Source organism: Streptomyces sp. HUAS MS02, from assembly GCF_055702265.1.
In genome coordinates this window covers 4158439-4171057 of the sequence record NZ_CM146747.1, presented here as the reverse complement: position 1 = coordinate 4171057, position 12619 = coordinate 4158439, and the positions used below count along the sequence as shown (strand labels likewise).

General features: G+C 69.2%; 10 protein-coding genes and 1 tRNA gene. 8 read left to right on the top strand and 3 right to left on the bottom strand.

Annotated features, from left to right (window positions below; all coding sequences use genetic code 11):
* Positions 1-161 precede the first annotated feature (161 nt).
* The 3 genes from ACZ9QC_RS17880 (at position 162) to ACZ9QC_RS17870 (ending at position 3403) form a co-directional block, all read left to right on the top strand.
* Positions 162-1367 carry a DNA polymerase III subunit delta' gene (locus ACZ9QC_RS17880; protein WP_184905193.1) on the top strand — a complete coding sequence of 402 codons (1206 nt, stop codon included), beginning with the start codon at positions 162-164 and terminating at the stop codon, positions 1365-1367.
* Positions 1368-1616: 249 nt separating this feature from the next.
* A complete protein-coding gene (locus ACZ9QC_RS17875) occupies positions 1617-3203 on the top strand; it encodes an alpha/beta hydrolase (RefSeq protein ID WP_472921023.1) in 1587 nt (528 codons plus the stop codon).
* A 123-nt stretch (positions 3204-3326) separates the two neighbouring features.
* Positions 3327-3403 (top strand) — tRNA-Thr (locus tag ACZ9QC_RS17870).
* 485 nt (positions 3404-3888) lie between these two features.
* On the opposite strand, the gene fxsT is transcribed toward ACZ9QC_RS17870, so the two are convergent.
* Both fxsT and ACZ9QC_RS17860 read right to left on the bottom strand, forming a co-directional pair.
* On the bottom strand, positions 3889-7083 hold the full coding sequence (fxsT, locus tag ACZ9QC_RS17865) for an FxSxx-COOH system tetratricopeptide repeat protein (RefSeq protein ID WP_472921022.1): 3195 nt from the start codon (positions 7081-7083) through the stop codon (positions 3889-3891).
* Positions 7084-7130: 47 nt separating this feature from the next.
* The gene (locus tag ACZ9QC_RS17860) at positions 7131-7481 is read right to left on the bottom strand and encodes a hypothetical protein (RefSeq protein WP_472921021.1); all 351 of its coding nucleotides are present in this window, start codon (positions 7479-7481) and stop codon (positions 7131-7133) included.
* Positions 7482-8165: 684 nt separating this feature from the next.
* Here ACZ9QC_RS17860 and ACZ9QC_RS17855 point away from each other — a divergent pair.
* The 4 genes from ACZ9QC_RS17855 to ACZ9QC_RS17840 are packed head-to-tail and all read left to right on the top strand — an operon-like array spanning position 8166 to position 11281.
* A complete protein-coding gene (locus ACZ9QC_RS17855) occupies positions 8166-10058 on the top strand; it encodes a glycosyltransferase family 4 protein (protein ID WP_472921020.1) in 1893 nt (630 codons plus the stop codon).
* The gene (locus ACZ9QC_RS17850; protein WP_472921019.1) at positions 10055-10501 is read left to right on the top strand and encodes a hypothetical protein; all 447 of its coding nucleotides are present in this window, start codon (positions 10055-10057) and stop codon (positions 10499-10501) included. Before ACZ9QC_RS17855 ends, ACZ9QC_RS17850 begins: the two co-directional genes overlap by 4 nt.
* Positions 10498-11124, top strand: coding sequence for a hypothetical protein (locus ACZ9QC_RS17845; RefSeq protein WP_472921018.1), 627 nt, complete (start codon positions 10498-10500; stop codon positions 11122-11124). The genes ACZ9QC_RS17850 and ACZ9QC_RS17845 overlap by 4 nt, the downstream gene beginning before the upstream one ends.
* A gap of 13 nt (positions 11125-11137) precedes the next feature.
* Positions 11138-11281 (top strand): hypothetical protein, encoded by a 144-nt coding sequence (locus tag ACZ9QC_RS17840; protein WP_472921017.1) that lies wholly within the window; start codon positions 11138-11140, stop codon positions 11279-11281.
* Here the strand turns inward: ACZ9QC_RS17840 and ACZ9QC_RS17835 are convergent.
* Entirely contained in the window at positions 11259-12008 is a 750-nt protein-coding gene (locus tag ACZ9QC_RS17835) for a transposase family protein (protein WP_334529838.1), read from the bottom strand. The two genes, ACZ9QC_RS17840 and ACZ9QC_RS17835, sit on opposite strands and share 23 nt — an antisense overlap.
* A 116-nt stretch (positions 12009-12124) precedes the next feature.
* Between ACZ9QC_RS17835 and ACZ9QC_RS17830 the strand changes: the two genes are divergently transcribed.
* A complete protein-coding gene (locus ACZ9QC_RS17830; protein ID WP_472921016.1) occupies positions 12125-12619 on the top strand; it encodes a hypothetical protein in 495 nt (164 codons plus the stop codon).

The following is a 12619-nucleotide window of genomic DNA, read 5'->3' as shown; positions in this document are numbered from 1 at the left end:
GCTGTACGCGACGGGCTGACGCACCGGTGCGGCCCCTTCCGTGTGTGGGCGGCGGACCGTGGGGTTGGGTGCGGGTGGCGGTTCACGCGTGGGGCTGGGTGTCAGTTGGGTCGCGCACAATGGGGCGCGGTGACGGTTGAGTGTGACGGAGGCGGTGGGGCATGGCTGTGTGGGACGACCTGGTGGGGCAGGAGCGGCTGAGTGCGCAGCTGGACGCTGCCGCTCGGGACGCGGACGGGATCGTCACGGCGGCCGAGAAGGGGATCGCGCCTCCGGAAGCGTCGAAGATGACGCACGCGTGGCTGTTCACGGGGCCGCCGGGGTCGGGGCGGGTGACGGCGGCGCGGGCGTTCGCCGCGGCGTTGCAGTGTGTCAGTCCGGACCGGGCGCTCGGCGGGAGCCCGGGCTGCGGGTTCTGCGACGGATGTCATACGGCGCTGGTGGGGACGCACGCGGATGTGAGCACCGTGGCGGCGGTGGGCACGCAGATCCTGGCCGACGACATGCGGGACACGGTGCGGAAGTCGTTCACGTCGCCGGCGAACGGCCGCTGGCAGGTGATCCTCGTCGAGGACGCCGAGCGGCTGAACGAGAAGTCGGCGAACGCCGTGCTGAAGGCCGTGGAGGAGCCCGCCCCCCGGACGGTGTGGATGCTGTGCGCGCCATCGTTGGAGGACGTGCTGCCGACGATCCGGTCGCGGTGCCGGCACGTCGGGCTGCTCACCCCGTCGGTCGACGCGGTGGCGGACATGCTCGTACGGCGGGAGGGCATCGAGCCGGAGGCCGCGGCGACGGCCGCGCGGGCGACCCAGGGGCACATCGAGCGGGCCCGGCGGCTGGCCACCGATCCGCGGGCCCGGGAGCGGCGGGCCGCTGTGCTGAAGCTGCCGTTGCGGGTGGAGGACATCGGGGGGTGTCTCAAGGCGGCGCAGGAGCTGGTGGACGCCGCCTCGGAGGAGTCGAAGCAGCTGGCCGAAGAGGTCGACACCAAGGAGACCGAGGAGCTGAAGGCGGCGCTGGGCGCGGTGCAGGGCGGGCGGATGCCGCGCGGCACGGCGGGGGTGATGAAGGACCTGGAGGACAAGCAGAAGCGGCGGCGTACGCGGGCGCAGCGGGACAGCCTCGACCTCGCGCTGACCGAGCTCACCGGGTTCTACCGGGATGTGCTGGCTCTGCAGCTGGGCTCCCGGGTGCCGCTCGCCAATGTCGAGGTGCGGGACAGCCTGGAGCGGTTGGCGCGGGGAGGCACGCCCGAGGCGACGCTGCGGCGCATCGACGCGATCGCGGCGTGCAGAGAGGCGTTGGACCGCAATGTGGCGCCTCTGCTGGCCGTGGAGGCGATGACGATGGCCCTGCGCGCCGGGTGAGGGTTGTCAGCGCGCAACGACGGTCCTTGCGTGCCGGGTGAGAGGGTCAGCGCGCGGCGCGGGGGCGGTCTGCGGGGGTGAGGCGGCTTGCGCGCGGGATGCTCGTACGCGGGACGCCGGCGAGCGGGATGCGGGTACGCAGGATGCTTGCGCGCGGGATGAGGGTGCGTTCGGTTGACGGCGTCACTCGTACGAGGAGCCTTCGTTGCTGTTCGTGATGAATTGAGCGGTTCTGGTTAGGCTCGCGAGATGCACATCAGGCGTACTTCCTGGCCGAACCGGTCCGTGCGGGCCGGCGGCGCGTTGCTCGCGGCCGCCGCGCTGCTCGTCGCGGGCTGCTCCTCCGGTCACTCCAGTGCGGCGGCCACGACCGTCGACGGGGGGCCCGTCCTCGGCTCGCTGCCCCGTGCGACTTCGTCGGCGCTGGCCCCGTACTACGAGCAGAGGCTGAGCTGGCGGGGCTGCGACACCCCCGGTTTCCAGTGCGCCACGATGAAGGCGCCCCTCGACTACGCGAACCCGTCTGAGGGCGACATCAGGCTGGCCGTCTCGCGGCGGAAGGCGACCGGACCGGGGGAGCGGCTCGGCTCGCTGCTGGTCAATCCGGGTGGTCCCGGCGGCTCGGCGGTCGGCTATGTGCAGAGGTACGCGGGCATCGGCTACCCGGCCGAGGTGCGTGCGCGGTACGACATGGTGGCAGTCGACCCGAGGGGCGTGGCCGGCAGCGAGCCGGTCGAATGTCTCACCGGGCACCAGATGGACACGTACACGCAGACCGATCTCACTCCGGACGACACGGCGGAGAAGGGCCGGCTGGTCGCCGCGTACAAGCGGTTCGCGGAGGGGTGCGGGGAGCGGTCGCCGAAGCTGCTGAGGCACGTCTCCACGGTCGAGGCCGCCAGGGACATGGACATCCTGCGGGCCCTGCTGGGCGACGAGAAACTGACGTACGTCGGCGCCTCGTACGGCACGTTCCTCGGTGCGACGTACGCGGGGCTCTTCCCGGAGCGGGTCGGCCGGCTGGTGCTGGACGGCGCGTTGGACCCGTCGCTGCCGGCCCACCGGCTCAACCAGGAGCAGACGGCGGGGTTCGAGACGGCGTTCCAGGCGTTCGCGAAGGACTGTGTGGGGCGCCAGGACTGCGTGCTGGGGCGTACGCCCGCGCGGGTCGCCAAGAATCTGAGCGGTCTCTTCGCGCGGCTGGACGAGCGCCCGCTGGCGACCGGTGATGCCGACGGGCGCCGGCTCGGCGAGTCCTTGGCCACGACCGGCGTGATCGCCGCGATGTACGACGAGGGCGCGTGGCCCCAGCTGCGCCAGGCGCTCACCGAGGCGGTCAAGAACGACGACGGCGCAGGCCTGCTCGCGCTCTCGGACAGCTACTTCGAACGCGCGCCCGACGGCACCTACTCCAACCTGATGTACGCCAACGCCGCCGTGAACTGCCTGGACCTCCCGGCCGCGTACGACACCCCCGAGGCGGTGGAACGGGCCCTCCCCGAGTTCGAGAAGGCATCCCCGGTGTTCGGCCGGGCTCTGGCGTGGGCCTCCCTGAACTGCGCGTACTGGCCGGTGAGGCCGACGGGCGGGCCGCACCGCATCGAGGCGAAGGGCGCGGCCCCGATCGTCGTCGTCGGCACCACGCGTGACCCCGCCACGCCCTACCGCTGGTCCCAGGCCCTCGCCTCCCAGCTCTCCTCCGCCCGCCTCCTCACCTACGACGGCGACGGCCACACCGCCTACGGCCGCGGCAGCGCGTGCATCGACTCGGCGATCAACACGTACCTGCTCCGCGGCACACCCCCGACCGACGGAAAGCGCTGCTCAGCGCCCTGATCATCGACACCCGGGCCGGTCGGGCCGGGGCGACCCCGGGGTGCTCCGACCCGTGGTTCGGAGCACCCCGGAAACTGTGTAGACTTACCGACGTTGCTGATCGCACCATAGTGCGGACAGCGCGCCGCCTTAGCTCAGATGGCCAGAGCAACGCACTCGTAATGCGTAGGTCTCGGGTTCGAATCCCGAAGGCGGCTCCAAAGCAAACCCCAGGTCATGCCTTTGACCTGGGGTTATTTGCATTCGTTGACCTTGGAATTCCGGCGAATCGGATACCCGTACTCTGCGGATCGTAATGCGTAGGTCAGTGGTTTGCTTTCAGTGGCGAGATCTGCGGCCTTAGGTCTCTGAAGTGGCCTTTCGCCTCGGGGGCGGATCGTCAGAGATTCGTTGCCTGAGCTATGGGGAACGTACGGGGAACATGGCGTCGGACAGTGTCCACTTCGGCGGCATTCGACGCGGCATCTGCGTCCTGGTCCTGCTTTCCCTCCGGCCGACGCCGGGCCGCGTGATGCCATGCGATCGAAGTGCCGCGCGAGCCTCGCCCGCAAGGTCTGGTCGACGCTCTTCTGAACGTGATCGACGAGTGGGTATTCGGCCGCTTTGGAAACCGTCAGAGCTGGAACCTCGAGCAAGGCGTGAAGCTGACAGTTGGGGCCGCAGGAGAAGTGTCGATCTTCATGTTCTACGAACAATCGTCACCCGATGCCGGGGCCGTCTTCTCCGCTTCCTCCCGCCAGGATGCGAGGTTGTTCCGTGTAGTGACGGTGTGGGGGTGATCATTGCCCAGTACCCGTGCCTGGTCGTCCAGCAGTTCGGTGAGGGCGGCGGCAGCCCCGGCCGCATCGCCCGCCTCACCGCGCCAGTGGGCGAGATTGTTCCGGATGGCGAGGGTGTCGGGGTGTTCCGCGCCGAGGACCCGCTCATAGTCGGGCGCTAGCTCGGCGAACGCGGCAGCGGCCCCGGCCGTGTCCCCCGCCTCACCCCGCCACCGAGCGAGGTTGTACCGGGTGAAGAGGGCGTCAGGATGGTCATTGCCCAGCACCCGGACCTGGTCGTCCAGCAGCCCGGCGAACGCGGTCGCCTCGCCGACGGCGAATCTCACCGGTTGTCGGCCTTGCGCAATGTCGCGCAGCAACTCGGCGAACGCGGCCGCAGCACCCACAGCGTTCCCCGCCTCGCCCCTCCAGTAGGCCAGGTTGTACCGGGTGGCGAGAGTGTCGGGGTGATAGACGCCCAATACCCGCACCCGGTCGGCTAGCAGGACCTCGAAGGCTTTTGCGGCACCGATCCGGTCCTGAGCACGCCCTCGCCAGTAGGCCAGGTTGTGGCGGGTGGCGAGGGTGTCGGGGTGGTCCGGCCCATGAGCCCTTACACGCTTTCGCAGGAGCTGTTCCAGTGCGGTGGCGGCGGCGGCCGCATTTCCCGCCTCGCCCCGCCAATGGGCCAGGTCGGCTCGGGTGGCGAGGGTGTCGGGGTGGTCGTCGCCCAATACCCGTACCTGGTCGATCAGCAGCTGTTCCAGCGCGGCGGTGGCGCTGGCTGTGTTGCCTGCTTTCCTCTGCCACTGGGCGAGGTTGTGCCGGGTGGTGAGGGTGTGGGGGTGGTCGTTGCCCAGTACCTGTGCCTGGTGGGGCAGTAGTTCCGTGAGGGCGGCGATGGCCCCGGCCGTATCCCCTGCCTCACCCAGCCACCGGGCGAGGTCGGCTCGGGTGGCGAGGGTGTGGGGGTGGTCGTTGCCCAGTACCTGTGCCTGGTGGGGCAGTAGTTCCGTGAGGGCGGCGATGGCCCCGGCCGTATCCCCTGCCTCACCCAGCCACCGGGCGAGGTCGGCTCGGGTGGCGAGGGTGCCGGGGTGGACATTCCCCCGTACCCGCACCTGGTCGCCGAGTAACTGCTCCAGCGCGGTGATGGCGGCGGCCGCATCCCCTGCCTCACCCAGCCACCGGGCGAGGTTGTGCCGGGTGGTGAGGGTGTGGGGGTGGTCGTTGCCCAGTACCCGCACCTGGTCGGCCAGCAGTTCCGCGAACACGGCTGCGGCCCCGGCCGCGTTTCCTGCCTCGCCCCGCCAGCAGGCCAGTTCATGCCGCGCGGTCAGGGTGTCGAGATGATCGGGGCCGAGATCCGGTATCCGGTGCCGGAATACCAGCTCGGCGAAGACGGCCTCCGCCCCGGAAGGATCTCCTGCCTTCCCTCGCCAGTGGGCATAACGATGCCGGGCCCTGAGCGTGTCGGGGTGACCGGCGCCGAGGTGGCAGTGGGCGGTCCTGGCCAGGTGGCGGAAGTAGCCGGTGGCGTCCGTGAACTGGCCGTTCTCGCCGAGGCTGCGACCGGCACGGTACAACACCGTATGCACGGTGGGTTGGTACAGGGCGTCCTGGGCGCTCTTGGTGAGGGCGGTGGTGTTGGCGCGGAGGGTCTGGGCGAGGGCGGTGTCGCGTTCGATGTCGGGCCAGGCGGCCGTCAGGGCGTCCGCGGCGGCACGGGCGGTGTGATCGTGTTGGTGGGTGGTGAGTGTGTCGCGCGTGGCGCGTTGGATGAGTTGGTGGACCCGGGCGGCTTGGTTGGGGGTGTCGGGAGTGTGGTTGATGAGGCTGAGGCGGTGAAGGTTCCGCAGGGCGCGTACGGCGTTCCGGGCAGAGACCGGGTCCGATGCCTTGGCGGGGCTCGGACCGGTCCGGATGCGGTGCGTGGTGAGGTAGGCCAGCGCGGGTTCACTCGTCAGCACGGTTTGCGGGATGCCGTTGGGATCGAGCAGAGAGGTGAGCCGGAGCATGGGGCGGGCCAGACCGACCGGACGGAGAGCGTCGGCGCGGTCGATGGACAGGGACCAGGCGGCGGCGAGAGAGTGGGCCTGGTCGTCGGGCAAGACATCGGGGGCTGCGTCGGCGAGTGTGGTGGCGCGGTCAGCCAGCAGTCTGCGGTAGGTGCCCACGTCGTCGCCGGTGTCGATGATGTATGCGGCGGCCTGTGCGAGGGCCAGGGGAAGGTATCCGAGGTCGTCGGCCAGGGCGGCGAGCTCGTCGGTGGGTGAGCCGTGGCCGTATCCGGCCAGAGACGCGATGAGATAGGCGAGGGCTTCGTCCTTGGTGAACAGGTCGATCGCGACGGTGTGACGGCCGTCCGCGGCGAGTGCGGCGTCCCGGCGGCGGGTGGTGACCAGGGTGCGGCCGTGGTAGCTGGCGGGTGGCCATAGATCGCGTAGGTCGGCAGGGTCGGTGACGTCGTCCAGGACGATCAGCCACCGGCACGGCTTTGCTGTGGCCTTGGGAGTAAGCCAGGCCAGGAACGAGCCGGCGGCCTTCTCCGGATCGTTGGGATCGGCCCGGCACAGCTCGACGCCAGCCTGCGCGTATCCGGTCACGATGGCCTGCCTGCTGCTCGCGGTGACCCACACCACGACATCCAGACCGTCTACCGCGCTGGCGTTGTCCCATGCGGTGCGGGCGTAGTCGGCGGCCAGCTGGGTCTTGCCCACCCCTCCCATGCCCGTCAGCAGCTGCGTCAGTACGGCGGTGCCGCCGCCGTCGACCGTCGTGCGCAGCCGGTCCGCTGCGGCGCGGTACTGGAAGGACCGCGCCGCAGGTGGGATGAGTCCGACCTGGTGCGGCCAGGAAGCCGGTTCCTGGGGCGCGCGCTGCTGCAAGGTCAGCGTGCCGATGTAGCCGGTGTTGGCGACCGCGTTCCCGGTGGCGGTCGCATGCCCGGTGCGGGACAGACGTACCGGAGTGACAGGGGCGCCTTCGGTCCCTGGGGCCGGGCCGCTGTAGCCGGTCACCGCCGTGGCCCCGGACGCGGCCGTGGCATTCCCGCTGCCGGATACCGTGATCTCCGTGACGGCGGTGTCGGGGCCGTGCCGGCGTTTGTCTTCTCTGACCATGCCGTCGTTGTTCTCCCACCCCTGGTGCTGTGCTGCGGCCGGGCCGGTCAGCTGTAGTCGATGCCGGTGACGGCACTGCCGTCACCGGTGGCGCTGGCGTTCCCGGTGTCCTCCACCCGCGCCGATCCGCTGCCGAGGCCCCCAGGACGCCTGATACCGGGGACGGCCCTGCCACCGCTGCTCGCGCGCGCTGCTCCGGTCCGCACGGCCGAGTCCTCCGTTCGGTTTTCCGGGTGTCGAAATAGGGCCCAGACCAGGGCCGCGATGCCGACAGCGGCCTGGATCGAGGCCCCGGCCAGCTGTCCCGCATCGGGACTGTCCAGCAGCCAGATCAGCGGCGTGGAGACAAGTCCCACCGTTGCCAGCAAGATGACCGTGATCTTCCATCCCTGCGTCATGCTGACCTCTTACCTCATTGGCATGCCTGACAATCTACTGATAGTCAGTCATTTAGTATGGCATCACTATGTTTTCGTGTGAAAGGGGAAACGCGTCCAGCGGCATCGTGGACCCAGGGGTGATGAGGCGGGATGCACCGTGTCACCACCGGCGCGTAGCGGTCGGCGGCCCTACTCGCCGAGCTGGGCGCGTTCGCCGTCGTGCCGACGATAATGAAGCCGTGTGTGACTCTGAATGACTTTTCTGGCCCCAGCGGAAACGCTTGGGTTCTAGAGGTGGTTGCAACACCTGACCCTCGGGGTTGTTGCGATGACCAAGCCGCGCCGGAAGCCGAAGAAGCCCGGACCTGCACCGTTGGCGGATAAGCATGATCAATACCTTCGCTCCATGGCGCAGGGTATGGGCAACTCTGCCGCGTGCCGAGAGGTGGGAATCAACCGCAAGACCGGGAACCGCTGGAAGTACGGAAGGACCGAGAAGGGGCGAGAAAGGCCCAGCATGGACGGTGCACGGCACCTTTCCTGACCTGTTGAAACACGATGGATCAAGCAAGGTGAAGAAGATCGTCTAGAGGTTCCTCGATACCACATCCAACGACCAACATGGCTGAAAGTGGACGGTATTGGCACTAGGCGACTTAATCCCCTACGTGGTGAAATCGGGCTGCGATGAGAGTCCGCGTGATGGGGGCACTGATGCGGCTGCTATGGATCTCCGACAGTCCCACCACTCCGTCCGGATTCGCTACCGTCACCCGCGAGGTCTGTCGGCGGCTGCACGAGCGTGGGCATCGGATCGAGATCCTCGGCTGGCAGACCCGCGGCGTGGTGTCCTGGTGGGAGGGCGTCGCTGTGCACCCCGTGCGGCACGACCAGTTCGGCGCCGACGTGCTGCTCGGCTATCTGATGAGGGTGCGCCCCGACTTCGTGGTCAGCCTCGCGGACGTCTGGTGGATGAGCTTCATGGCTGACCCGCTGATCCAGTCCTTCCTGGACACCTCGGGCACCCGCTGGGTGCACTACTACCCGGTGGACGGCGCCGACCCGGCAGGCAGGCTGCCGCCCGGCTGGGCGGAGCTGCTGACCGCCGCCGATGTGGCGGTCGCGATGAGCGGGTGGGGCCAAGAGGTCTCCGCCGCCAGCGGGGTCGATGCCCGGTACGTTCCGCACGGTGTCGACCTGCAGTTGTTCCGGCCTCCGGACGACAAGGCGGCGGCGAAGGCCGAGCTGGGCTGTGCAGGCCGGTTCGTAGTGCTCTCCGATGCCCGCAACCAGCCCCGCAAGATGCTGCCGCGCACCCTCGACGTGATCCGGCTGCTGGCCGGCGACTCACGCTACGACGACATCCTGTTCCACCTGCACTGCGACCCGCGCGACCCGGCTGCCGAGAGCGAACTGTACGCGTACAGCGTCCTGCACGACCTGGAACTGCTTGGGCTGCTCGGCCGGGTGCGGTTCACCGCCGGCTTCCGGATGCGGGCTGGCGGTGGAGTCACCATGGCCGAGCTCGCCCGGCTCTATCAGGCGGCCGACGTGCACCTGCTCAGTTCGTACGGGGAGGGCTTCGGGCTGCCCACGCTCCAGGCTGCCGCGGCAGGTGTGGTGCCAGTCGCCGTCGCCGCCTCGGCTAGCCGTGAGCTGGTCGGCACGCACGGCATCGCGGTGCCGGTCGAGTCGACGATGCGAGACGAGTTCGGCATGGTCCGCACGTTGCTCGATTCGGCTGCCGCGGCCGTCGGTATCGCCGACCTGCATGACGACCCGGCTGAACTCGCCGCCCGGTCCGCCCAGTGCCGCGAGTTCGCGCAGGGCTATGGGTGGGACACCGTGACCGACGACTGGGAGCGGTGCCTGCACGAGGCGCCCGCGCGGCGGAGGTTGGTGCGCTCCCGGACGTACGCCCTGGTCTCGGGGGACGCTCCCGATCCGGCCGTACCCACCCAGGTGCGCAGTGCTCTCGCCCCCGCTATGACGGGTTTGCCGGAGGGCGCCAGCGTGACGGTCCGAGTGGCCGAACGTCGGCACGGCGAGGCGGCTGGCCGGATCCGGGCGGCTGCCTTCACCGAGGGCGACGAACTGTCGATCCCGGTCCGTCTGCCGCCGGCGGTCACCGGGGCGCGCCGAGCACACGTCGGCTGGGTGCTCGCCGGGCCAGGCAGCCTCGCCGAACTGGCCCCGTTGCAGACCGTCTTCCCGGGCACCAGGATCGCTGTCACCACCCCCGGGCTTGACATCACCACCGAGCAGCGGCTCCCCCTCGACGAACTGGTCGTCGCGCTTCCGTCCTACGCCCTGGTGGCCGACCACGGCGGCGACGCCTGCCCGGGGGTCGATCTGGCCTGTGCGGTGCTGGGTGTGCCCTACCACGGCACGAGTCCGTGGTGGCCGCCGGTCACCGGCGTCGACGAGCCCGACGACATCAGTGCGCTGCGCCGGTTGCTGACCGACCACGGCTACTCGGTCTGGCGGCGCGACATCGCGCGCGCGGCGGCGCTGGACGCGCTGCCCGCCGACGTCGTACGCCAGTTTGAGGATCTGGCCGCGCCCGGCCGCGCCCGGTTGGAGGCCGTCCGATGAGTCTGGCCGACGCGAGTGGGATCGAGATGTTCTTCGTCCGTCCCGTGCCCGGCCACGGCGACGCCGCGCTGGAGGCGATCGCCGAGCACACCGCCTGCCTCGGCGGCGTGGTGCTGCTGAGCACGGGCGGCGGCGCATTGGTGGTGGGCCTGCCGCCGGGGCGCAAGGAGGCCCTCCACGCGCACAGCCTGGTCGGCTTCGTCGGGGGTGTCAGCTTCGCCGAGGACGCCCCCGGCCTGCGGGTCCTGCAACAGCGTTTCGCCCTGAACGCGGCTCGCCAGCTCGCCGAGCAGGGCCGCACCGGCCTCACCGACCCCATCAGCCCTCGCACCACCGGCGGCGCTCGTGAGGTGCCGTGGAGCCAACGCCTTACTGACACCCAACAGTTCCTTTCGCCCACCGGGCGAGCAGCAACCGACGATCCGGAAGGAAGCCCGACATGAGCGTCGGCCAGGATCTCCTCGACGTACCCTTCCCTCAGATGGTCCAGAATCTCGCCTTCGCCATCGCGCGCGGGCAGCTCGCCCTGGACCGCTCCTCGATCGAGACCACCCGCCAGCTGGCGCGGGAAAAGGTCAAAATCATCGAGGAGATCCACGAGACAATCACGCCGTCCTTCGAATCGGTCAATTTGACCATCGACGACGGTGAGGGCGGTACCAAACAGGCGCACGTGGTGATCACCGGTGCGAAGATCACGTCGGACTCGACCGACCCGGTGGACTACAGTCTGTTGCAGGCCGGCCTCTTCCCGACCTTCTACCAATTCACCGAGTCGGTGATCGAGGTAAAGATGTCGATCTCGCAGAAGACCTCCAGCTCGAGCGAGCTCGAGGCTGGCGCGTCCCTGTCGGTGCAGGGCGGGTTCGGCCCGGTCAGCGTGGCCTTCGCGGCACACGTGAACTACAAGAACTCGAACACCTACTCCTACTCGGCCGAGGGTTCCAGCCTGCTGCGCACGACGCTCAAGCCGGTGCCCCCGCCGAGCAGGCTCACACCGCGCATCATCACCGTGAACACGCTGCCGATGCTCCAGGGACAGCCGCCCGTCGTCACAACGGTCTGAGAGGGGCGCGACTATGGCCATCGGCCGCGATCTGCTCAACCTCCCGTTCGCCGAACTGGTGCGCAACCTGGCCGTCGCCATCGCCGACGGCCAGACCGCTCTGGACCGCAACTCCCTAGAGACATTGAGCTTCTTCAGCGTTGCCGCTCCAGCGTGAGGATGGCCTTGGCGATTGACGTCATGCGATTGGGGCTGCATCGGGACCTGCGGAAGATCCGCCAGGACTTCAGCCTCGCGACGCCGCGTTCGACGGGTACTCGCGCTGCGGCCAGTGCCTGATTGAGAGTCCTCTCGGTGGGGGTGAGTTCCTGCAGGGGCCTGCGTTTGATGCCGGTGGTCAGCCACGTGCCGGCGCCCTGGTAAGCGAGATCGGCCAGGATGGGAACGCCTTGGCGCTCGCAGATCCGGATGATCCGGTGGGTGCGGGCTGCAGTCAGGTCATGGGTGCGGCCCGGCAGGGCGGGCGAGAGCCAAAGCAGTTGGCCGCCGGGGTCGGTGACGACCTGCACGTTCACGCCGTGGCGTCGGTGTTTGTGGGAGTAGTCGGCCCGGCCGTCGCCGACCCGGTCGCATTCGGCGAGGGTGCCGTCGAGCAGGACGAAGTCGGGGTCGTGCTCGCGCAGCGTCTTCAGCAGACCCGGTGCACGTTCGGCGAGAAGGTCGACGACCGTGCTGGTGTAGGCGTGGGCGGTGGACTCGCTGATCCCGAACCCGGCGGCGATCTTCGCGAGGGTGGTGTGTTCGCGCAGGTACACCAGTGCCACCATCGCGCGCTGGGACGGACGGAGCTTGCAGCGCCGGTCGCCCTCACGGGTGATGAGCAGCATGGTGACCCACTCCACGAGTGCATGCGGTAGGTCGAGTGCGGCAGGATGGATGACCAACGAGGCCCCCGAGCAGCGTGATTGAGACGTCAGACATCTCGATCAACAGCCCGGGGGCCTCGCTCGTTGCGCTGCACGGCCCATCACCCGATCGGTGGCCAACTCGAAGAAGCTCATTGAAGGCCCTGGCCGAGATACAGGTGGACGTGCTCAGCGGGGTCACCGAAGTGATCGAGCGGACCACCACACCGGTCACGGTCACGGTGCCCGACACCGACGGCGGCACTCACACGGAGACCGTCGAGATCACAGGCGCCCGGGTGCTCCCGTCCGGGGTCGAGCAGACCACCATGTCAATGCTTCAGGCTGGCCTCTTCCCGACCTTCTACCAGTTCACCGAGGCCTCGATAGAGGTGAAGATCGCGATCACGATGCACGAGGACACGGAGTCACAGACGCAGAGCTCCCACCCGGGATTCCTGGGGCTGCAGTCGTCCCGTGCGTTCGCTTCGACCGTGGACTACCGCACCCAGAACGCCTACAGCTACGACGCGAACGGGTCCAGCGTGCTGCGCGCCACCCTGCGGCCAGTGCCACCGCCGAGCCGGCTGCAGCCCGCGATCACTACGATCAATACGCATACCAATCCGCCCACGGTCACGACGGTCTGA